The organism is Streptococcus mitis subsp. hohhotensis, assembly GCF_000722775.1.
GTDB classification, from domain to species: Bacteria; Bacillota; Bacilli; order Lactobacillales; family Streptococcaceae; genus Streptococcus; species Streptococcus carlssonii.
The window spans coordinates 562,908-585,283 of record NZ_JPFZ01000009.1 but is presented as its reverse complement, the minus strand read 5'-3'; the positions used below and the strand labels follow the sequence as shown (position 1 = coordinate 585,283).

General features: G+C 37.4%; 22 protein-coding genes and 1 pseudogene. 9 read left to right on the top strand and 14 right to left on the bottom strand.

Features of this window, described 5'->3' with window-relative positions; all coding sequences use genetic code 11:
* Window positions 1-30: 30 nt before the first annotated feature.
* From SK608_RS05535 to metK, 3 genes and pseudogenes are all read right to left on the bottom strand, one after another.
* Window positions 31-189: pseudogene (locus tag SK608_RS05535) on the bottom strand (integrase); the annotation flags it as partial.
* 265 nt (window positions 190-454) lie between these two features.
* Window positions 455-1,525, bottom strand: coding sequence for a tyrosine recombinase XerS (xerS, locus tag SK608_RS05530; protein ID WP_033677196.1), 1,071 nt, complete (start codon window positions 1,523-1,525; stop codon window positions 455-457).
* A gap of 581 nt (window positions 1,526-2,106) precedes the next feature.
* Window positions 2,107-3,297 carry a methionine adenosyltransferase gene (gene metK, locus SK608_RS05525; RefSeq protein WP_033677194.1) on the bottom strand — a complete coding sequence of 397 codons (1,191 nt, stop codon included), beginning with the start codon at window positions 3,295-3,297 and terminating at the stop codon, window positions 2,107-2,109.
* Between the two features lie 610 nt (window positions 3,298-3,907).
* Here metK and SK608_RS05520 point away from each other — a divergent pair.
* The 4 genes from SK608_RS05520 (at window position 3,908) to SK608_RS05505 (ending at window position 7,087) form a co-directional block, all read left to right on the top strand.
* Complete coding sequence (locus SK608_RS05520) at window positions 3,908-4,195, top strand: DUF3270 domain-containing protein (RefSeq protein WP_001145223.1); 288 nt, start codon at window positions 3,908-3,910, stop codon at window positions 4,193-4,195.
* Window positions 4,196-4,464: 269 nt separating this feature from the next.
* Window positions 4,465-5,274 (top strand): Cof-type HAD-IIB family hydrolase, encoded by an 810-nt coding sequence (locus SK608_RS05515; RefSeq protein ID WP_033677192.1) that lies wholly within the window; start codon window positions 4,465-4,467, stop codon window positions 5,272-5,274.
* A 141-nt stretch (window positions 5,275-5,415) separates the two neighbouring features.
* Complete coding sequence (locus tag SK608_RS05510) at window positions 5,416-6,324, top strand: ATP-binding cassette domain-containing protein (RefSeq protein WP_033677191.1); 909 nt, start codon at window positions 5,416-5,418, stop codon at window positions 6,322-6,324.
* Between the two features lie 10 nt (window positions 6,325-6,334).
* Entirely contained in the window at window positions 6,335-7,087 is a 753-nt protein-coding gene (locus SK608_RS05505; RefSeq protein WP_033677189.1) for an ABC transporter permease, read from the top strand.
* 40 nt (window positions 7,088-7,127) lie between these two features.
* On the opposite strand, the gene SK608_RS05500 is transcribed toward SK608_RS05505, so the two are convergent.
* The 4 genes from SK608_RS05500 to SK608_RS05485 all read right to left on the bottom strand — a co-directional run bounded on the left by SK608_RS05500 (window position 7,128) and on the right by SK608_RS05485 (window position 10,267).
* The gene (locus SK608_RS05500; protein ID WP_033677184.1) at window positions 7,128-8,006 is read right to left on the bottom strand and encodes a sensor histidine kinase; all 879 of its coding nucleotides are present in this window, start codon (window positions 8,004-8,006) and stop codon (window positions 7,128-7,130) included.
* Window positions 8,003-8,704: a response regulator transcription factor gene (locus SK608_RS05495; RefSeq protein WP_033677181.1), complete on the bottom strand. Its 702-nt coding sequence runs from the start codon at window positions 8,702-8,704 to the stop codon at window positions 8,003-8,005. The genes SK608_RS05500 and SK608_RS05495 overlap by 4 nt, the downstream gene beginning before the upstream one ends.
* A gap of 149 nt (window positions 8,705-8,853) precedes the next feature.
* Entirely contained in the window at window positions 8,854-9,486 is a 633-nt protein-coding gene (locus tag SK608_RS05490; RefSeq protein ID WP_033677179.1) for a hypothetical protein, read from the bottom strand.
* Window positions 9,487-9,502: 16 nt separating this feature from the next.
* Window positions 9,503-10,267: a hypothetical protein gene (locus SK608_RS05485; protein WP_033677176.1), complete on the bottom strand. Its 765-nt coding sequence runs from the start codon at window positions 10,265-10,267 to the stop codon at window positions 9,503-9,505.
* A 511-nt stretch (window positions 10,268-10,778) separates the two neighbouring features.
* Here SK608_RS05485 and SK608_RS05480 point away from each other — a divergent pair.
* Window positions 10,779-11,474, top strand: coding sequence for a VIT1/CCC1 transporter family protein (locus tag SK608_RS05480; RefSeq protein WP_033677174.1), 696 nt, complete (start codon window positions 10,779-10,781; stop codon window positions 11,472-11,474).
* A gap of 28 nt (window positions 11,475-11,502) precedes the next feature.
* On the opposite strand, the gene SK608_RS11700 is transcribed toward SK608_RS05480, so the two are convergent.
* Genes SK608_RS11700 through SK608_RS05465 form a run of 3 tightly spaced genes read right to left on the bottom strand, consistent with a single transcriptional unit; the run spans window position 11,503 to window position 14,551 of the window.
* Complete coding sequence (locus SK608_RS11700; protein WP_033677173.1) at window positions 11,503-11,751, bottom strand: hypothetical protein; 249 nt, start codon at window positions 11,749-11,751, stop codon at window positions 11,503-11,505.
* A 51-nt stretch (window positions 11,752-11,802) separates the two neighbouring features.
* Complete coding sequence (locus tag SK608_RS05470) at window positions 11,803-13,791, bottom strand: ABC transporter permease (RefSeq protein WP_033677172.1); 1,989 nt, start codon at window positions 13,789-13,791, stop codon at window positions 11,803-11,805.
* Window position 13,792: 1 nt separating this feature from the next.
* Window positions 13,793-14,551, bottom strand: coding sequence for an ABC transporter ATP-binding protein (locus tag SK608_RS05465; protein WP_000173358.1), 759 nt, complete (start codon window positions 14,549-14,551; stop codon window positions 13,793-13,795).
* Window positions 14,552-14,978: 427 nt separating this feature from the next.
* On the opposite strand from SK608_RS05465, the gene SK608_RS05460 reads away from it, so the two are divergent.
* Window positions 14,979-15,176, top strand: a complete 198-nt coding sequence (locus SK608_RS05460; protein WP_000680771.1) for a hypothetical protein — start codon at window positions 14,979-14,981, stop codon at window positions 15,174-15,176.
* A gap of 137 nt (window positions 15,177-15,313) precedes the next feature.
* Here the strand turns inward: SK608_RS05460 and SK608_RS05455 are convergent, their stop codons facing one another.
* The 4 genes from SK608_RS05455 to SK608_RS05440 all read right to left on the bottom strand — a co-directional run bounded on the left by SK608_RS05455 (window position 15,314) and on the right by SK608_RS05440 (window position 19,643).
* On the bottom strand, window positions 15,314-15,586 hold the full coding sequence (locus SK608_RS05455) for a PspC domain-containing protein (RefSeq protein ID WP_001085048.1): 273 nt from the start codon (window positions 15,584-15,586) through the stop codon (window positions 15,314-15,316).
* Window positions 15,587-15,644: 58 nt separating this feature from the next.
* Window positions 15,645-16,094 carry a SprT family protein gene (locus tag SK608_RS05450; RefSeq protein ID WP_004248479.1) on the bottom strand — a complete coding sequence of 150 codons (450 nt, stop codon included), beginning with the start codon at window positions 16,092-16,094 and terminating at the stop codon, window positions 15,645-15,647.
* The gene (locus SK608_RS05445; RefSeq protein ID WP_033677170.1) at window positions 16,081-18,210 is read right to left on the bottom strand and encodes a Tex family protein; all 2,130 of its coding nucleotides are present in this window, start codon (window positions 18,208-18,210) and stop codon (window positions 16,081-16,083) included. The genes SK608_RS05450 and SK608_RS05445 overlap by 14 nt, the downstream gene beginning before the upstream one ends.
* 116 nt (window positions 18,211-18,326) lie before the next feature.
* The gene (locus tag SK608_RS05440) at window positions 18,327-19,643 is read right to left on the bottom strand and encodes a DUF1919 domain-containing protein (RefSeq protein WP_000442120.1); all 1,317 of its coding nucleotides are present in this window, start codon (window positions 19,641-19,643) and stop codon (window positions 18,327-18,329) included.
* A gap of 680 nt (window positions 19,644-20,323) precedes the next feature.
* Here SK608_RS05440 and SK608_RS11910 point away from each other — a divergent pair.
* Genes SK608_RS11910 through SK608_RS05425 form a run of 3 tightly spaced genes read left to right on the top strand, consistent with a single transcriptional unit; the run spans window position 20,324 to window position 22,173 of the window.
* Window positions 20,324-20,455 carry an SPJ_0845 family protein gene (locus tag SK608_RS11910; RefSeq protein WP_000268685.1) on the top strand — a complete coding sequence of 44 codons (132 nt, stop codon included), beginning with the start codon at window positions 20,324-20,326 and terminating at the stop codon, window positions 20,453-20,455.
* Window positions 20,456-21,361 (top strand): permease, encoded by a 906-nt coding sequence (locus SK608_RS05430; RefSeq protein WP_033677167.1) that lies wholly within the window; start codon window positions 20,456-20,458, stop codon window positions 21,359-21,361.
* Window positions 21,358-22,173 carry a TIGR03943 family putative permease subunit gene (locus tag SK608_RS05425; protein ID WP_033677165.1) on the top strand — a complete coding sequence of 272 codons (816 nt, stop codon included), beginning with the start codon at window positions 21,358-21,360 and terminating at the stop codon, window positions 22,171-22,173. Before SK608_RS05430 ends, SK608_RS05425 begins: the two co-directional genes overlap by 4 nt.
* The last annotated feature ends 203 nt before the right edge of the window (window positions 22,174-22,376 follow it).

The following is a 22,376-nucleotide window of genomic DNA, read 5'->3' as shown; positions in this document are numbered from 1 at the left end:
ATTTAGGGGGCAAAAAAGGGGCAAAACTTTTTAAAAAATATTTTTCATAACTTTATCCAGTACATTGATTGCTTCATCTTTCATGTTCTTCGTGACGTGGGTATAGATGGAATTAGTAACATCAGAATCAGAATGTCCAACCCTATCCATGATTGTTTTTAGCGGAATTTTATTTTCTGATAAAATATTGGACATCGCAGGCAGCATCATGTTTTTATAAGTGCTCAATTTGATTTATTTTTGTGGAATCCTCTTATTTTGAGATGAATACCAATTATAAGTGATTTGCATATCCAGGATATTACAAAGAAAGGCAAGCTAGTGGCCACATAAATTTTATTTCATATTCTTTAAAGCTGTTTACTCTGTTAGCAATTGTATTTGATATGATCAAATAAGATTAATAGTTTATTGAATCCCTTTCTTATTTATTACATAATTTAATTTATGCGATCTATAAACTATCCAAGGCATTCTTTTGTTCATCATTTATGATATGGGTATAGAGGTCAGTGACTTGTGTACTGGCGTGTCCTAGCTGATGGCTGACCAAAACTTGCGATTTAGTAGCATCATAGAGCCTAGTTGCTAGGGTATGGCGCAGTTTGTGGGGGGTTACACGAACTTTGAAGTCTTCAGAGTATTTAGCAACCATTTTTTCAACGCTGGATGCGTCAATACGATTGGGAACACCTCGATAGAGAGTTAGAAAGAGTGCAATATCCGTCTTTTCAGTCTTATAGCGTTGATTACGAATGGCCAGATAATTTTCTAGATAAGGCTTAGCAAAGGCAGCGACATTTACCGAATCACGTTTGCCACCTTTTCGAGTGACATCGATAACCATCATTTTAAGATTGAGATCTCTTAGATCCAGATTAACAGCTTCAGATAAGCGAACACCCGATGCCAAGAGAAGGGCAATAATGGCCAAATCACGTTCTTTATTTTTATTAAATGATGAAAGAGCTCGATTTGAGAGCTGTTGTGGGTAATCTTGATCTATATAAGTCAGAAACCCTTCTGTTTCATCACCTAGAAAGAGCTTTTGTTTGATGTTTTCAGCTCTGGCAGCAAGAGTCTCTTTCTTTTTCTTGGTTGAAACTTTCTTCATTACATTACGATAGAAATAAGGTTCGCCCTGGTCGTTTTCAACCTCCTCAGTCAGATACTTGTAAAGACTAGAAAGTGCTGACAAAGTCCGATTGATGGTTGTCTGAGAAACTCCTTGCTTGGTTGTATTAGCATTCAGCAAAGGACGTTCACGTAAGTAAAGGATAAAAGATTCCATGTCTTTCTTAGACATATTTTCCAAGACAGATAAAGAAATATCAGATATTTTATTAGCATTTGAAATTCCTGACTCCAAAACCCAGCTGAAAAATCGATCGTATTCCTTGAGGTATTCGTACAAGGTTGTAAAACTGTAGGGAACGGCAAGCTTAGATTGGTAGTATTCCAAAACATACCAGGGCATGATTTGTTTTAGTTTGTCGATTCGTTCCAGTAAAATCTCGCGTTTCATGTATTTTCTCCATAAATAAGTCTACTAGTAGTATAGCATAGACTTATACATTTTTCAAGAAAATTATAGTTTTTCGGAAAGATGTTATAGGAGTTTTTTAAAGTGATAAAAAGACTTAGACCGAAGATATAACTAAAAATTTTTTTCGTTCAAAATTGTCTAAAATGTACATTATATATCTAAGCTACTGGATCAAAAAATGTACTTTATCCAATCTTAAAATAAAGTACATTTCGATTATAAAGTACATTTTTCAAAGAGTGTACATTACCCCTTAAACTCAGTCGTATCAAGGGTTTATCCACTGTCTAGGTAAAAGTACAAAAATTTCCAGTTTTCGGATCTAAATCTTTGGAATTACATTGTGAATTATTAGCTAGTGCTTTTTCTAGTTTCCAAATACTAAACCAGAATGAAATAGTCAACAGAATAAGGAAAATGATAAAGAACTCACCCACTAAACTTCTGTTAATACTACACAACTGAAGAGCTATATATAGTCTTATTTTTTCCAAAGTTCAATTATTTGTATGTGAAATGTTTTATCAGTAAAAAAGAGGGGAAGTCCCCCTCTCAAGATTTTATTTGACTGCTTCTTTCAAAGCATCTACCTTGTCCAAGCGTTCCCATGGAAGGTCAATATCTGTACGTCCCATGTGTCCATAAGCCGCTGTTTGACGGTAAATTGGACGCTTGAGATCAAGCATTTGGATAATCCCTGCAGGGCGAAGGTCAAAGATTTGACGAGTTGCTTTTTCAAGCTTGCTTTCAGCTACTCTTCCTGTACCAAAGGTATCGATACGGACAGAAACAGGCTGGGCAACACCGATAGCATAAGCCAATTGCACTTCCGCCTTCTTAGCAAGACCTGCTGCAACGATATTCTTGGCAATATAACGAGCCGCATAAGAGGCTGAACGGTCCACCTTAGTCGCATCTTTACCAGAGAAGGCACCACCACCGTGACGAGAGTAGCCACCATAAGTATCTACGATAATCTTACGACCAGTCAAACCAGAGTCCCCTTGAGGTCCACCGATTACAAAACGACCAGTAGGATTGATGAAGAATTTTGTTTGCTCATCCAAGTAAGAGACTGGAATAACCTCTTTGATAACCTTGTTAATGACATCATTGTGAATTTGTTCGTTGCTGACTTCTGGATCGTGCTGAGTTGAAATAACGACTGTGTCCACACGTACCGGACGGTCATTTTCATCGTACTCAACCGTAACCTGTGATTTGGCATCTGGGCGAAGATAACTGATTTCACCAGACTTACGAAGTTCTGCTAAACGACGAACCAACTTGTGGCTGAGTGAAATTGGCAATGGCATGAGCTCTTCTGTTTCATCCACTGCAAATCCAAACATGAGACCTTGGTCTCCAGCACCAATTAAGTCCAGCGGATCTTGGTCTGCATTTCCACGAACTTCTAAGGCTTCATTAACCCCTTGGGCGATATCCGGTGACTGCTCAACAAGTGATGGGTGAACTCCCACCGTCTCCGCAGAAAAACCATACTCTGTATTGGTGTAGCCAATCTCTGCAATGGTATCACGAACCACACGGTTGATATCCACATAGGCATTTGTAGATATTTCACCAAAAACATGGACGGAACCAGTATATACAGCTGTCTCAGCAGCTACGTGCGCCTCTGGATCCTTAGCTAGAATAGCATCCAAAATCGCATCTGAGATTTGGTCTGCAATCTTATCTGGATGCCCCTCAGATACAGATTCAGACGTGAATAATTTACGTTCTGACATAAAAATGTCCCCCCTTAAAAATAGTGTTATAGAGTTACAAAGTACTGATAGGTATTCTCATTTTCTAAGAGTTACGACGTGAAAGAAATAAAAGCGATACTTTTTTATTTCTGAAGCTAGTAAGGCGCATAGGGTGACCGCCCTATAGCGGCAACCGTAGAATGACGAACGACTTTGGAGCCGTCATTCTTTGCGAATTGCAAAGTACTGATAGAAAAACTCATCATAATAAATGCCTACCATCTTATCGGGACTATATAACTTTACCATTATACCACTTTTAAGCGCAATTTGCAGTCTATATACTCAATAAAAATCAAAGAACAGCTTTTTGATTATAGATAAAACTGGCTAAATCAGTAACATATACCTAATACAAGATGCCGCTAACTTGTTTTAAAGAGTATTAATGTACTGTTTCGATTTCTACTAATCTATTTTCAATAGGTGTTTAACAGCCTTAATATTATGCGTACTATTATTTTCAAACTATCGTGTCCTGAACAATAGTTTGAAAATGAAAAGGGACTTTATTCTTTTTGTAACCTTACTGTAATAATTATCCGATTAAAAAATGATAAAATAGGTATGTACAGTTAAGGAGAGAATAATGCCTGTAAGAAAATTACAATCCTATGAGGTAGACTATCAAGAAGAATTAAATCATCAGATTCCTCGCTATCAAGATTATACACCTGAAGCACAATCTGATGCCAATCTCAAGGAAATCCTATTTTTTGTTAATATTGCTGTTTTTTGTATCTGTGTTGCTATCTTTAGTTTTATCTTTTTAGCATTAAAATTATCAACTGCTCTTGCATTTGTCGCAGCAATCGGATTTAGCTTACTTGTTTTAAAAGTCCAACGCTCTATTATCAAACGAAAATTTAGAAGATAAATCATACCCTACGTCTAATCAAGTTGATTTATAAAAAATTAAGGAGAACAGAGGATTTAAGATGAATAACACATTTTTCATCTTAAATCCTCTGTTTTTTTGACCAGCTTACCAAATATAATTATTTACTTAATTGAATAACGTGTAACCTTTCCTAATAAATGTTCTCCAAATATCCTAAACTGTAAAATCAATTAGTCTCTACCCTTTTACCATTTTATTTTCTAAAATATGCTATAATAATACCAAAAGATAAAGAAGGAAGACCTATGATTAAACTACTAGCCTTGGATATGGATGGAACCCTCCTCAATGAAGCCAAGGAAATCCCACAAGCTCATATTACTGCTATTCACCAAGCTATTGAAAAAAGCGTCAAACTGGTACTTTGTACGGGCCGCCCCCTTTTCGGTGTCCTCCCCTACTACAAAAAACTGGGGCTTGACCTCCAGAACGAATATGTTATTGTTAACAACGGTTGTTCAACTCACCAGACCAGTGATTGGAGTCTGGTTGATTGGCAAGAACTCAGTCCAGCAGACATCGAGTACCTCTATGACCTAGCTGAAAAAAGCGATGTTCAGTTGACTCTTTTTGATGAGGAGCATTATTTTGTCCTCGGTGGTAAGCCGAATGAAATCATTCAAAATGATGCCAAGCTAGTCTTTTCAGACCTGACTGAAATTTCTCTTGAGGAAGCGACTAGTGGCAAGTATCGCATGTTCCAAGGGATGTTTTTGGGCACCAGAGAGCAAACAGACGATTTTGAAGAGCGTTTTGCTGGAGAACTCTGTCAACGATTTAGTGGAGTTCGTTCACAGCCTGTCATTTATGAAGCCATGCCACTTGGAACGACAAAGGCTACTGCGCTTTCTCGACTAGCAGAGATTTTGAATATCAAGCCATCAGAAATTATGGCCATGGGCGATGCCAATAACGATATCGAAATGCTCCAGTTTGCAGGACTTGGCATTGCAATGGGAAATGCCAGCGATTATGTCAAATCTCTTGCGGATGCCGTTACAGCCAGCAACGAAGAAGACGGCGTTGCGCGTGCCATTGAGAAATATATTTTATAATTAAGAAGCCCAGTTCTTATCAACTGGGTTTTGATATTTAAGAATTCCTAAAACTTTAGAAACTCTTTAGAAATCCTTGAGCTTTCTTTGATTTCTATGCTTTATACTAGAGTTATCAAAATAAATCAAAAGGAGAGAATCATGAAAACAGTACTCGACATTCATGGATTGTCCAAAAACTTTGACAAACAAGCTATCCTTCAGGATCTTCATCTAACGATAAGAGAGGGAGATATCTATGGACTGATCGGAAAGAATGGAGCTGGGAAAACCACCTTAATAAAAATTATTACGCAACTACTGTTTGCGGATAAAGGGACTGTTTCCCTCTTCTCTAGCCAAACGGAAAATGAGTGGACCAAAGCTCTATCTCGAGTAGGTTCAGTGATTGAATCACCTGTAGCTCATAATCACTTAACAGCTTATCAAAATCTGAAATATTACTGTATGATTCGTCATATTCCAAATGCTGATCAAGTCATTCGAGAAACCCTAGACTATGTAGGTTTGACAGATACAGGTAAAAAAGTCTTTCGAGATTTCTCTCTTGGAATGAAACAAAGACTTGGTATTGCCATTGCCCTCCTATCCAAACCAGATTTCCTAATCTTAGATGAACCTATCAATGGTCTCGACCCAATCGGTATCAAAGAATTTCGACTCATGATTCAACGACTCAATCAAGAACAAGGGATCACCATTCTCATCTCTAGCCATATCTTGTCAGAACTCTACCTCGTAGCTAATCGTTTTGGTATTTTAGATCAAGGAAAGGTTATCCGTGAAATCAGCAAAGCTGAATTTGAAACACTAAGTGAGGATTATATTGTTCTTAAGACAGCTGATCAAGAGAAAGCTTGTCAAGTATTGAAAGAACAAATCCAGCTCCAGTTCAAGGTTGTTAATCCTGAAAATGAAATCCATATCTTTGGTCAGGAACAAGATGTCAAACAGATTCTCAAGGAATTAACCTTGGCAGATGTTGCCATTGACGAGATTTACTATGCCCGTCAAAACCTAGAAGAATACTTCACTCAATTGGTCGAATAGGAGAAAAATCATGATACATACCATTCAAGCAGACTTTTACCGTCTTTTCCGTTCCAAAGGATTCTGGATTACAGAGTTCATTCTCTTTGTACTCATGTTAATGGGGGCTGTTTTTGGAGCTACTGGCCATCTGATGGCAATCAATACAGAAGAGCCAGAAATTCCAACCCATGGTTGGGACGGTGTACAAGCCCTGATTAACGCATCTAGTCAAGGTTCAAACCTCGTTTTTCTCTGTATTGTTCTAACTTGTCTCGTTCTCGGTGTTGATTTAATCGGAAAGCTCTATAAAAATAGTTTGACAGTAGGGGTTTCTCGTACAGAGTTTTTTCTAGCGAAAGCCTTTGTATTGGCTTCTATTGCACTTTTACAAGTCATCATCAGCCTTGTGATTGCCTTTATTCCAGCAACAATCTTAAATGGATTTGGAACTATGCCTGATGGCTTTATTGGCAATCTACTGGTAACCATTTTCCTTCAATTTCTTTGCCTCCTTGCTTGGCTTTCCATTGTTTCCTTCATCCTCTATGTTAGTCATTCTTATATTGCGGTATTTATTGGTTATTTGGTCAGCTCTATCTTACTTTCTATGCCAATGCTCATCTTCCCAAGTATCAAAATTTTGCCATATTTATCATTGCAGTTTTTCTATGCTATGACTGCTAATAGTGAATCCATTTTCTATACACTTATAGTTAGCTTAGCTGTTATTGTAATCTTTAATCTAAGTGGACTGACAGTTTTCAAAAAGAAAAGTCTATAAAAAATGACCTCCTCTAGCCTACAGAGGAGGTTTCTTTTTGTTAAAAGTAAATGAAAACCGACAACCATTGCCCATCTGTGCTTAGTTTCATCTCTGCACCGAGAAGATGACATAATTCCTCAGTGATATAAAGGCCTAAACCAGAGGATTCTTCGGTGTCTGATAGATTTTCAGAATAAAAACGGTTGCTGAGATTTTCTATTCTTTTGATGGGTTGTTTGACAAGGTTTGCAATCTCTAAGACAAGCTGTTCCTTTTCCTTTCTCAAAGATAGCCGCGCTTCTTCCTTGCCATGTTTGAGGACATTCCCAAGCAGATTTTGTAAAATTCGATCCAGCAAGTCTTCATCAGTCCTCATTTTCAGACCAGCTTCAACCTTAAAATCAAGCGTGATACTTGCCGCCTGAAAAACATCATAATAAGCCAGAGTCTTCTTGGTAATAAAAGCTGAAAGATCAACTTCTTCCAGTTTCGGTTTGACAGCTCCTTCCATCAAACGACGATATTCTAGGAGAGCCTCCAAACGTTTGGAAACTAAATCAAGATGCTGGGCTATTTTTTGTAAGGTTTCTGCTTTGTTTTCAGGAGTTTTTATCAATTGTTGGGTGTAGCCTGAAGCGATAGTCAGAGGCGTCCGAATATCATGGGCGATATTGCTGATGGCCATATCCAGAGTGTGCTTTTCCCTTTTCATCACCAACCGAGATTGTTCCACTTCTTGAAATAGATTTTCAATTTGCTGGTAGAGATGTAAAAAATGTTTGGAAAAAATGCTGACTCCGACTCTTTTCATACTACCTGTGAGAATCTTGTCTTCAATCTGTTGACTCAAGTTTTTAAGTGCTAGATGGTAGCGAATTAATACAATCGATAAAATAATTAGGAGTACCAATAGGATAAAGATTATCATGTAGGTCATTGCTTGTCTCCTTTTAATCTTACCCCAACGCCCCAGATGGTTTCAATATATTCTTGATTTGGATCAAGCTGGTTTAATTTTTTACGAAGATTACTCAAATGCGTATTGAGAGTATTATCTCCAGGTAGGTAGCTCTCCTCCCAGACTAATTCATAAAGTTCTTCCTTGGTGAAAATTTTCTTAGGATGTTTGAGGAGAGTTTGGAGAATCAAGCATTCTTTCTTGGCAAGGCGAATCGTTTCCTGACTATTTTTGATTTCAAAACTTTCTGCATCAAACTGGATATTTTTCAAGTTTTGTGGCAGATTTTCAGTTTTTCCTATTTCCACAGGCTGTTTTTCTACGCTTTGACGTAATTGAACAGTAACTCTGGCAAAGACTTCGTCCAAATCAAAAGGCTTGATTATGTAATCATTGGCACCGTCTAAGAGGTATTGACTGATTAACTTCTTATCACTCAAAGCCGTTAGCATAATGACTGGAATTTGACTTTGTTCCCTGATGGCTTTTAAAACCTGATCCCCATTTTTTCCAGGAAGCATGATATCTAGCAAAACGAGGTCAATCCCACCTTGGTCAAAACGCATGATTCCTTCTGTACCAGAAAAGGCTTGAATTACCTCATGCTCCTCAGTAAGAAGTGTTCGTAAAATCTCTTGAATGTCACTATTGTCTTCAATAACCAATATCCTAGCCATAAATACCAACCTTTCTGCAACTATTATAGCATGTTTTATTGTTTCAAAATCTCTCAATTTTTCAAGTAGAATAACACACTTTATGTGAACTAAATGATTTCTTCCAGACGAAATATTGATTAAATGTTGACTAAATCTATGCTATCATACTAAGTAAATTTTAAATTAGTAGTCATTTTTTCTAGTTTGCTATTATACATTTCCCTTAACTGTGCTATATTAGTATCTCTATTTTCAGCTAAGAATACTTTATATTGCATATTTTCACTTGGTATTTTTTCCGTTAAAATAGAATCGTAAATTGAAAATCTGTCTTCAATTTCAATTTTTACTGTATTTACTAAAGAAAATTCTACATTTTTGTTTTCTAGTGTTTCTAAAACTACAATAATTGATTTTAATAGCAAGTAGCTACATACACCTCTTTCTCTATACTTAGGTAGCACACTAATACTTCTATACCTGAAATTAAAATCTGCAGTTTTGGTAATACTATAGTTTATACCAATATTACAAAAACTAAAACTCTCAGAAATTTCATTATTATTAATCAGCAATTTTAATTCTACCAAGCCATGCTCTTGTAATAGAGATTCAAATGTCTGATTCTCCCAATTTTCATAATACGTTTTAATCTTGATCCCTCGTTCTTCTGAAGTAGAATCATTAAATCTAGAATCATATCCTTCCTCTCCATTCTCTGTTTTGTTTTCAAAATCAGATATAGACTTTTTTAAGAAAATTCTCTTTAAACTATCAATTAAATATTCAACCCAAGCCATTTTACACCTCTGCTTATCATAAAACTTTCTCAATGGAGAAAGCTTGTCTACTTGCCAACTTCAGTTTTGGAGGAAATCCTTTTGAAAAATCTAAATGACCAATTGCAACTAAATAATAATCTGTATCTTCTTCAACTTTAAGCAAAACTTTATCACCAAGATATATACTTGCTTTCTTTTTCCATTTCCTATTCGAATCCTTACAAAAAATATTCAAAAAATAAAGAGTATCTCCTTGTCTATTAGACCATTCTGAAATACTTAATCGTACTTTGCCATAGAAAAGATGAAGTTCATTTTCGAGTTCTTTATATAGCCATTTTTCAATACTTTTTCTTCTTAAAGTTTTATGATGTACTTGTCTTTCAGTCTTTCTTTTCAGAACTAAAGGATTTTCATCACAAGAATCTCCTCGATCTACTGGTGTTTGAGGCAAATATTCTTTTTTGAAAAAAAGACTTCTCATCATGGCATCAAGCTTATCTTTAATTTGGTCATCACGAAGATTTTTAAAATATTCTTCAATATACTTTTTGCTAGCATAATCAAATTGATAAGAGCACCTATTAGTGTGTTTAGAACTAGTCTTTCTTTTTAAATGTGCTCTCCTTTGTAAAGTCTTAGGGATGTAAGATAACTCTGCTTGTTTACACTCTGGGCAGAACATATTATCTTGATAAATTCCTAGATTTTTATATTTTACAAAATAATCATTTAAAATCTGAATATCTTCTTTCTTATCCGCAGTGTAAAAGTAAAATTCATCAAATGATTTTGGCATATTCCATTCCTCGCATACAGTAATTTAAAATTAAATATTATGAATGATTATAGCATTTTATAACATACGTTTATACTGTCTCAAGATGATTGACTTTGGAAACATACAATTTAACGTTTAACAAATCAAGGGTGTCTCCATAAAATCAAAGTGTTTCTGATACCCATTTCCTTCTATCTATAGATAGTAAAAACCCTTAAAACAACTTTTTCCAAGGCTTTCTTTATATTCTATTGTATCAATTTACTTATACAGATATCTGTTGCTACTAGTTTAATCATAAAATCTTTCTTACTCCGATTAGTAAATCTACGTCCTATTATACCATAGATAAGTAGAAAAAGGATTAGTCTATCAGCTTTGCTTCTCTTTTATCCTTCTCTACTAGCTAGTCGTGTTTCTAACTTTTAAAAAAGCTCGTAAAATTAAAATCGTGCAACTTTTTTCAGATACTTTTAAAAGATTGATTTCCCTATATTTTTCCTTTATACTGGATAAAAAGGAGAATAGTATGTCAGAAACAAATCACGAAATTGATTCAAACTTTGCAGGTCGTTTAAATATCCTGCGTGCGGGTGTTCTTGGTGCCAACGATGGGATTATTTCCATTGCTGGTGTGGTTATTGGGGTTGCCAGTGCCACGACTAATATCTGGATCATCTTTTTATCAGGCTTTGCGGCTATCTTGGCTGGTGCCTTTTCTATGGCTGGTGGGGAATACGTATCCGTTTCAACTCAAAAAGATACTGAGGAAGCGGCCGTTGCGCGTGAGCAAGTCTTGCTAGACCAAGATATAGAGCTAGCCAAAAAATCCCTCTATGCTGCCTATATCCAAAATGGAGAATGTGAAACCTCTGCCCAACTCTTGACCAACAAGGCCTTTCTTAAAAATCCACTCAAGGCTTTGGTTGAGGAAAAATATGGGATTGAGTATGAAGAGTTTACCAATCCTTGGCATGCTGCTATCTCTAGCTTTATTTCTTTTTTCCTTGGTAGCTTACCACCCATGCTTTCAATTACCATTTTCCCAAGTGAATACCGCATCCCTGCTACCGTCCTTATCGTCGGTGTGGCCCTTCTTCTCACTGGTTACACTAGTGCCAAACTTGGAAAAGCACCTACCAAAACGGCTATGATTCGGAACCTTGCTATTGGTCTCTTAACTATGGGAGTTACCTTTCTGCTAGGACAACTTTTCAGCATTTAATACTCTTCGAAAATCTCTTCAAACCACGTCAGCTTCGCCTTGCCGTATGTATGTTACTGACTTCGTCAGTTCTATCTGCAACCTCAAAACGGTGTTTTGAGCTGACTTCGTCAGTTCTATCTGCAACCTCAAAACGGTGTTTTGAGCTGACTTCGTCAGTTCTATCTGCAACCTCAAAACGGTGTTTTGAGCTGACTTCGTCAGTTCTATCTGCAACCTCAAAGCAGTGCTTTGAGCAACCTGCGGCTAGCTTCCTAGTTTGCTTTTTGATTTTCATTGAGTATAAAATACAAGAAATACCTCGATTTTGAAGTCGAGGTACCTTTTTTTACATTTGTACAATCTTGCGATAGCTTCTTGAAGTAATCATGAAAATCAGCACATAGGCGATGAGGAAGATAGCGCAGATAGACAAGGTCACAGTCAACATCATAGTCGTATCTATTACACCAATCACTTTTAAAATCAGGCTAAGCATATGGTAGGCAAAGGCTAGATGTATGAAGGCAAAAAGCAAAGGAAGGAAGAAAACAGTTAAAACCTGTTTGTTGATGGTTTGCTTGATTTGCTTTTGATCCAAACCGACTTTCTGCAAGATAATAAAGCGTTCACGGTCTTCGTAGCCTTCAGAAATTTGTTTGTAGTAGATTACCAGAACAGTTCCGACCATAAAGATAATGGATAGGAAAATACCGATAAAGAAGACACCACCAAAGAGGGCACTCATCTGAGAACTAGCATCTGCTAGATTGCTACCATAAACATAGCTACCTTCAGTGTTTAATTGAGCATTAAACTTTTGTAAGTATTTTTCATATTCTTCAGCGACTTTGAGTTGTTCTTCTTCACTGATATTTACATTCATACCACCGTAAAGCTGATTATAGATAGCCGAATCTGGGAATTGGTCTAAAAATGCTTGCAAATTAGGCACAACAAGGTAATTGTAATCAGTAGTAAAAATATTAAACTGATTTGGGACATGGTTCACAATAAAATCTGTATTAAATTCTTCTTTGACAGAAAATTGATGATCGTTTAGAGTTAGAGTTTTCTGTCCTTTCAGTCCGTCATTTTTAGCAAAAAGACCAACCTCATTCCCTGATAGAGACAGTTTTTGACCAGTCATATTTTCATAATCTTTTTGGTCAAATACCATGAAAACTGTTTTTGGTTGGACACGGTTTTGTCCTTTTTCAAAAATAGTTAACTTGGTTCCTTCTTGATTTGCAATACCAAAGTTACTGTAACGAAGCACTTCTTTCTCTTTGACACTATAAGCTTTGTCACTTGCAAACTGGCTCAAGAGTTTGTCCAAGTCTTCTTTTTCAACATTTTGTCCAGTAATGCCAAAGTCATGCGGATTCATCACTTTCTTAAAGGATTCTGAGGCATTGAAAATACTTGTCGCTGCTGACATGGTTACCAAAACCATTGTTGACAAAATAGCGATAGTTGCTAGTCCAACTGCATTTTTCTTCATACGAAAAATCAAGTTGGAAACAGAGATAAGATTATTTGGTTGGTAATAGTATTTCTTATTTTTCTTTAAGATCTGGAGGAAAACGGTAATTCCTGCATTGAACAAGAGATAAGTACCAAAGATAACCAGCAAAACAGCTAGGAAGAAGGTTGTTAGAGCTGTAAGAGGATCTTTTACAGTAAGGGCAAGATAATATCCACCACCTAAACTAATCGCACCAAGAATAGTTTGGAGAGATAGGAAACGACCTTTTTTCTCACCACTAGCTTTCTCACGTGAGAGCTGAAGGGCATTCATACGGGCAATTCGAAGGGCATTCAGGAACATGAGGCCTAGGAAAATCAAACCGAAGACAACAAGTACTGCAATGACAACATTCATTTGGAAAGTAGCGACCAGCTCAACCTTCAATTTCATCAGTTTGAGCAAGAAAGCGAAAATTAACTTGTCAAACAAGGCTCCAATACCGATACCCGCTCCAACAGTTAGAATCCCAAATACCACTAACTCCTTAAAGGTCATACTGATTAGATGACGCTTCTCCAAGCCCAACATGCCATAAATCCCCAGTTCTTTGGAACGGTTCTTCATGACAAAACTATTGGCATAAAGGACGATAATAGCTGACGCAAGGGTGACGACAAACATACCAAATCCAAGTGTAGCTTGAATGGTCGTCCCGCCACGGATTTCCGCAATCTTGGGATTGAAGGTTAGAGAGTAAAAGAGATAGGTGACAGTGACCGCCAAGAGAACAGCCAGCGCAAAAGGATAGTAGAGTTTGCGGTTTTTAATCAAGTTCGATACCGCTAACTTATTGGTTAATCGAAACATACTAATTCACCTCGCTTGCCATGACAGTCAAGGTATCAGAGATTTCTTGGAACATCTGACGCTCTGTCTTCTCTCCACGGTAGATTTGATTGTAAAGAATGCCGTCCTTGATAAATAGAACACGTTTGGCCCTGCTGGCTGCTGCTGTGGAGTGGGTTACCATGAGAATTGTTTGACCACGTTCATTGATTTCATCAAACACATCAAGCAAGGCTGCAGATGACTTGGAATCAAGGGCACCTGTTGGCTCATCCGCAAGGAGAATTTCAGGTTCTGTGATGATGGCGCGGGCTACTGCTACACGCTGTTTCTGCCCACCTGAAATCTCGTAAGGGTACTTCTCTTGCAATTGGTTGATACCTAGATTCTCAGCTGTCACCACCAATTTCTTCATCATTTCCGTAATAGGTCTTCTTGACAAGACAAGCGGAAGCAAGATATTGTCCTTAACAGACAGAGTATCTAGCAAGTTAAAGTCTTGGAAGACAAATCCTAGCTTTTCACGACGGAAGCTAGAAGCCTGTGAATTTTTAATGGTTGCTGTGTCAGTTCCATTCAAGTAAACCTGACCACGACTTGGTTTATCCAACATAGCTAGAATATTGAGAAGAGTTGATTTACCAGAACCAGACTCACCCATGATGGCAACGTAGTCACCCTTTTCTACGGTAAAGTGAATATCCTTAAGGGCTTCTACTTGGTTGCCCTGAAAACGAGTTTTATAAATTTTTTGAACGTGCTTTACATCTAAAAGTGTCATGAGAATCCCCTTTCTTAATATCCCATCAAATGAAATGTAGCTTGCATCATAGCGCATCCCAACTGAACGCGCTCGATATCTTTGCGGCTTGGTTTTCTAGTTTTCTTATGTAAGATTTGTTTCATGATGTTACTCCTTTGTTCTTTATGAGTCTAGTTTACATCAAAAAAAGACCGCTTGCCATAACCTAACCTTACAAAAGAGACTTTAATCTTACATTTTTGTAAGATTGGGGGAAATGTAAGCAAAATTACTTAGAAAATGATTTGATTTCCTATTTTTAAAGTTGTAAAATATAAGTGCGAAAAGGCTTACTTTGGAAAGGAGGAAGCGGGAACTAACATTTGAGTAAGCTTACCTAGATAATATACCATTAAATTGAACACTTGCAAGTCGTTCTACCTATAAGGAAAGAAGGTGCGCTTTAATGAAACACAAAGAACATATACTCATCGGACTTCTCTATCTCCTCTCTCCATTCATCGGTCAGCTCTTAGTTGAAAAGACATACTTTATCGGTACAAGAATTACAGCTACTGCTTATGCTATTTGCTGGCTATCAGTTGTTATCAGTATCCATCATTTATCAAAAAATGTATTGTCTCAGCATGAAAAATCAGATTAGAAATCTAAGTTCAAAATAATATTTTTAGTTTACAGATGAGACTGGCGAAATATTATTAAAAGTAAAAAAGCTTTAAATCAAGCAGTTTAGACTATTGATTTAAAGCTTTTTGCTTATTCTTAATCTTTTGTAGAACCTCACCAAAACCAGCCTTCATTATCGTCAATGGCTTGGGCTTCTTTGCGTTTACGTGGGCCTGTTCCGTACATTTCTGCTTCGATTTCTTCCTTGGTTGGCATGACAGAAGCTAGGATGATATAGATAATCACGCCAAGTCCAAAGTTTGCGACTGTAAAAATGGCAAACAGAAAACGAACAAGGGTAACATCAAAGTTCCACTTGTCTGACAAACCTGCCAGAACTCCTGAAATCATACGATTTCGTCTCATTTTATAAAATTTACTGTTCATGATATTTCCTCTTTCTGCTAGGTTAGACATAGTATATCACGGGTAGGCTCGGCTTTCATCAGTCCTCAGGCTGATTTATTAGTAGTAATTTACCTCGACAAAGTCCACAGCGATAGCGTTTAGTATCAATCCTTCTCTTGCGATGATACCTTTGCTGGCAGGATTGACAACGATAAAGCTTGATTTGTTTGGAGTTACTATTGGGCAAGGATGGTACAAACCGTAATCCATCCACTGCTTGCAAAAGGTCCTTAAAATCTCGATCCTTGTGTTGATAGCCCTTCCCTTGAAAATAGAGGTGATAATGACAGAGTTCATGGCGGACAATTTTCCTAAAAACATCCAAACCAAGTTCCTGATAAACCTTGGGATTAAAATCCAAATGCCCATCTTTGGGGAAAAATCGCCCACCTGTCGAACGTAGACGACTATTCCACTGGGCATGATGGATAAAAGGTCTGCCGAAGTCTTCTAGTGAAACCTGCTTAACGTAATCAGTTAGATTCATCTGGAGCTAGGAGCGACAGATTGACTTTTTCACGTTCAGTATCGATTTTCTTGACCCAAACTGTTACCAAATCTCCGACTGACACCACTTGGCTGGGATGTTTGATAAATTTGCGACTCATGTGGGAAATATGAATCAAACCGTCCTCGTGAATCCCGATATCAACGAAGGCACCGAAATCAACGACGTTACGCACCACACCTTCTAGCTTCTGGCCGACAACAAGATCCTTGATATCCAGTACATCTTGACGGAGAACTGGAGCATCAAAAGAGTCACGGAAATCTCGACCTGGTTTGAGAAGGTCAGCAATGATATCTTTAAGAGTTTCGGGACCAAGGTCTAGCTCTTGCGCCATATCCTTGATTGAAAGGGACTTAAGCTTATTTTGTGCTTCTTCATTCAGGTCCTTGATATCCAAGCGTTTGAAGAGTTCCTTGACAGCAGCATAATTTTCTGGATGAACTCCTGTATTATCAAGGATATTGCTACTTTCTGGAATACGAAGGAAACCAGCAGCCTGCTCAAAGGCCTTAGCACCCAGACGAGGAACCTTCTTGATTTGAGAACGTGAAGTGATTTTTCCTTCTTCCTCACGGTATTTGACGATATTTTCAGAGATGGTTTTATTGAGTCCAGCTACGTGGGAGAGAAGAGCAGGGCTGGCTGTATTGACATTGACACCAACTTGGTTTACCACGGTATCGACGACAAAGTCCAGACTCTCAGATAGTTTCTTCTGGCTGACATCGTGCTGGTACTGACCGACACCGATTGACTTAGGATCGATTTTGACCAATTCAGCAAGGGGATCTTGCAAACGACGGGCGATTGAGATAGCCGATCGCTTTTCAACGGTCAAGTCTGGAAATTCCTGACGAGCAAGTTCGCTGGCAGAGTAAACCGAAGCGCCACTTTCATTGACGATAACATAGCTGACTTCTGGAAACTCTTTGAGAACTTCCGCCACAAAAGCTTCACTTTCACGACTGGCCGTTCCATTTCCGATAGCAATAATTTCTACACCGTATTGACCAATCAAATCTGCCAAATCTTTCTTGGCTTCTTCGATTTGACGAGCAGAGGCTGGTTTGACAGGATAAATAACCTGTGTCGTCAGCATTTTTCCTGTTGCATCAACAACGGCTAGCTTGGCACCTGTACGAAAGGCTGGGTCAAATCCAAGAACCACGCGCCCTTTCAGCGGAGCAACCAAGAGTAGATTGCGCAGGTTGTCAGAAAAGAGTTGAATAGCTCCCTCTTCTGCCTTTTCAGTTAATTCTGTACGAATACGGCGCTCGATAGCAGGCAAGACTTTTTTCTTAACAGATTGCTGAACAACTTCATCAATATAGGCATTTTTTACCTTGAAACGAGCAGCAAAGAAGGCAAGAATACGGTCCGTTGCATTTTCAAAACCGACCTTCAAGACACCCAGCTTCTCCCCACGATTGAGCGCCAAGGTACGATAGCCTTGCATAGTTCCAACTGTCTCTGAGAAATCATAATAAATCTGAAAAACCTGCTTTTCATCAAGACTTTCATCCTTAACTTGGGAAGTGAGTTTAGAGTGTCTCAGCACTTCCTGATAAGTCATGGAACGCAAGGTCACATCTTCCGATAAGGCTTCGACTAAGATATCAACTGCACCAGCCAAAGCTTCCTTCCCTGTCGCAAATCCTTCACAGACAAACTTCTCAGCTTCTTTCTCTAAGTCAGCTACATTCTGCAAGATTAAGCGAGCAAGAGGAAAGAGTCCAGCTTCACGAGCAATGGTTGCCTTAGTTCGACGTTTTTCCTTGTATGGAAGGTAGAGTTCTTCAACGTCTGCTAATTTTTCGGCAGCTAAGATAGCTTCTTCCAATTCCTTGGTCAACTTGCCTTGTTCTTGAATCTTAACCAAGACAGCTTCCTTACGGTCGTTGAGGTTAGTCAGGCTTTTATCCAAGTCGATAATAGCCTTAATTGCAACCTCATCCAAACTACCAGTCATGTCCTTGCGATAACGCGCGATAAAGGGGATTGTCGCCCCTTCTGCTGTCAAACTTAGAACGGTATCAATTTGCTTTAACGTCACTCCCAAATCCTGGGAGATTTTTTCATATTTTTTATCCATGAATCTATTATACCATAAGCTAAACGTTTCAAATTATCTCTTACAGTATTTAAAAACAATATGTGGAGAATAAATTTGCTTCATCTTAATATTCTATGGTACAAATAACGTATTATTTATATAGCATTGCCGCCTTTTTTTAACCAATCCATAACATCAAAAGTATTTAATGGATCTGGCATAATAGCTAGTTCTGAAAGATGTTCCTGACCTGGAATAACACATTGACTTTTCAAATTTTTATATGGACGATTGACTAAAATTAATTTGTTAGAATAGGGAAGATTATCCATCTTACTTAGAATTTCTTCACTAGCTGAATCTTTATTGTCAAATTTAAAATATAGATTATCCCAATTTATGCGTTTTTTTCTTTTTTCCCACTTAGTCCGTGCTTCTTCAATACTAGAATAATGTAAAAAGTGAATATCTATATCTCCTAAGTGCCCTAAAGGATAAACTTCATGAGTCCAGCTCGGTGAAATAAGTTCCTCTTCGAAAACAAGTTCTTGTTCCATATAATAACGAAAGTCCTTTGTAAGTTTATAATAATCATCAGGAAGAATAAATAAACCAACAAAAGGTGTTCTATATTGAAAACCAAGTTGTTTATAAATTAATCCTCCAACACAATTATTACTTATAATCGTAAAATCTAATCTATCAAGGTCAAGAAAAGGGAAAATTCCTTTCTCTGCAGCTATCAACTTATGATAAACAATTTCAGAATCTAAATGTTCACCATCATTTTTTAACCAAGCACTAAAATTTGCTAATTCTTGAATATACTGTTTTTTCGCTCTTTCTATATCATAGTTTTCTAAGACAGAGCAATCTTTGATTCTATTTTCATAATTTTCTAATATGATTTTGTAGGAGTCTTTTAGAGGTTTAGCATCTACAACAGGTTTATAGATATATGTCGGGAAATTAATATAGGTTGCAGTTTTAGAGTGAATATAAAGTCTCCAAATAAGGTTGTTTTTATCAAATTGATTTATTTTTCGTAAAAGCTTACTATTGAATAATTTTCCGAATAATGAGCAATATTGTTTTCTAATTCGATGATCTGTATCATCCATCTTTTGTAAAACTTGATAGTTCGTTAAGTTTTCTGTTAACCAATTATCCCCCCAAGGATAAAAGTAAAATACTCCATCAACCAAATCAGCAAAATTACCAAGAACCACATCAGAATCGGATAATCTTATCGCATGATACATCTTTTCAAATGTCCAATCAAATAATGAATCATTTGAAGATAGAAACGTAATATAATCTCCTGTAATCATATCAGACAACTCAGCAAAAGAATTCTCATCTATAATCTTAATATTAAATGATAGATCCATCTGTTGGCTAATGGAAACTATTTCCTCTGTAGATTGATTTACAATAATAACCTCTATATCTTTTAATGTTTGTCTTTCCACTATTGACAAAGACTCTAATAAACTATTTCTGTCTCCTTGTTGTAACAAAACAACACTAATTGAGTAAGTCAATTTGACTACCTCCCATAATTTTCTGCTAATGATTTTCTTTTTATTTTAATAAAAGCACAAAAAATTTGATGTTTACAAATGCTTGCCGTTGCTTGTTGATAGTTTATTTTCATAATTATCTTTGCCCGTATCATTGAGAAGGTTGCAATTTAATTCTAATAGTTTACAAAAGGATCAGTGATTAATTGCACTGTTTTTATTTTTGACAAAACGCTTTATAAAGCTATTTGTTGAAGTTAACGAATCAATTTTCAGTGCAAATAAAAAACCGCAAGCCTGAGCCTGCGGTGGGGATAATCTTTTTTGAAATTTTCAAACAAAAAAGGAGCATTTAAGCCCCTCCTTTGAAATAACAGACATTTGGCTGGTCGGTGTACCCAGCATCTCAGATACCTTTTTCAAGGTGCGGCAGGAACCTTTCTGCCCTCAAATGTCTTCCGTTAACGTTATTCTAGCACTATCTACTTTTTTTGTCAAACTTTCTCAATCTACCAGACTTAATCAGGATATATCAAGCTCTATTATTCGTTAGATACTCAATTTTAACTTTTCCCTTTTCCTTAAAATAATAGTATAATAGAGGTAGAATTTAGAATCGAGGTACACCTATGGCTGTAAAATTTACAAAACGAGACGACTTGGACAAGATGTTTGAAGAGTTTGCGAAACTCCCTGATTTGAAACAAGTCACTTTCCCTGATGACAAAGAGAAAAAAGCCAAAGCAGAAAAGAAAAACTAGATGACTGCTTTCCAACAACTCCCGTCTAGTGTGCTTCAGACTGGGGCTATTTTTCTCTCTATAATCATTGAAGCCCTACCCTTCGTTCTGATAGGAAGTATTGTTTCAGGACTGATTGAGGTTTATATCACACCTGATAAGGTTTATCATTTTCTCCCTCGAAATCGTTGGGGGAGAATCTTTTTTGGGACCTTCGTTGGGATACTTTTCCCTTCTTGCGAATGTGGGATTGTCCCCATTATCAATCGTTTTCTGGAAAAGAAGGTCCCCAGTTACACGGCTGTTCCCTTTCTTGTAACAGCGCCTGTCATCAATCCTATTGTTCTCTTTGCGACTTATTCTGCCTTTGGCAATTCCTTCCATGTCGCTCTGTTACGAGCTCTGGGTTCCATTGTTGTGGCTGCGATACTTGGGATTTTTCTAGGATTTTTCTGGCAAGAACCGATTCAAAAAGAAAATCGGTTGGCCTGTCATGAACATGATTTTTCTCACTTGAGACCTGCAAAGAAAGTTTTTCAGGTCTTTGTGCAAGCCATTGATGAGTTTTTTGATACGGGACGTTATTTAGTATTTGGCTGTCTTTTTGCCTCTGTTATACAGGTCTATGTTCCGACACGGATTCTGACCTCTATCAGTGCGACCCCTCTTTTTGCCATCCTGCTCTTAATGCTTTTGGCCTTTCTTCTTTCGCTTTGTAGTGAGGCAGATGCCTTTATCGGAGCTTCTCTTCTCTCAAGTTTCGGCTTGGCACCAGTTCTAGCCTTTCTCGTCATTGGCCCAATGCTGGATATCAAAAATATTCTCATGATGAAAAATTACTTGAAAGCACGATTTATCAGTCACTTCATAACGATTGTGACACTCGTTGTCTTAGTCTATTCTCTATTGATTGGAGTCATCCTATGATTCGATTTTTAGTTTTAGCTGGCTATTTTGAATTGACCATTTATCTCCATCTGTCGGGCAAATTAAACCAGTACATCAACATGCACTATTCCTACCTTGCCTATATCTCCATGGTGCTTTCCTTTATCTTGGCTATTGTTCAATTGTATATCTGGATGAAGCAAGTCAAAACCCACAGTCATCTGAATAGCCGATTAGCTAAAGGAACTAGTATTGCTCTTCTTGTCATTCCAATTGTCGTCGGTTTAACTTTTCCAACTGTTAGCTTAGATTCTCAGACCGTTTCTGCCAAAGGCTATCATTTCCCCTTATCAGAAGGAACGGATCAAGCCATTCAGACAAGTGAAGGGACGACAAGCCAATATTTGAAACCAGATACCAGTTCTTATTTTTCAAAATCAGCCTATGAAAAGGAGATGCGAACAGCGGCGGATAAATACTTATCCCAAGATAGTATTCAGATTACTAATGAAAACTATATGGAAGTCATGGAGGCTATCTACGACTATCCAGATGAGTTTGAGGGCAAGACAATCCAGTTTACAGGCTTTGTCTATAACGACCCCAGTCATGCCAATAGTCAATTTCTGTTCCGCTTTGGCATTATCCACTGTATCGCAGATTCTGGTGTCTATGGATTGCTGACCAAGGGAAATACCCGGCAGTATGAAAACAACACTTGGATTACGGCCAAAGGAAAACTGCTCAATCACTACCATAAAGAACTCAAACAAAACCTTCCAACCTTGGAAATCGACAGCTTTACCAAAGTCGATAAACCAGAGAATCCCTATGTGTATCGCGTGTTTTAAAAAGCAAACCAAGTTCATAAAAAACTCTAAGCAGGCAGAGCCTGCTAACTCATGACAGAAAAAGATGTTTAGCCTATAATGAAGGTGAACAATACCAATCAGTGGTGTTTAATAGGGCTTTTCCTAGCCTGTACAAAAAACTGGATGAACAAGAATCATGAAATAACTCGAATATGCCTTGAGCATGAAAATATCTTACTAGT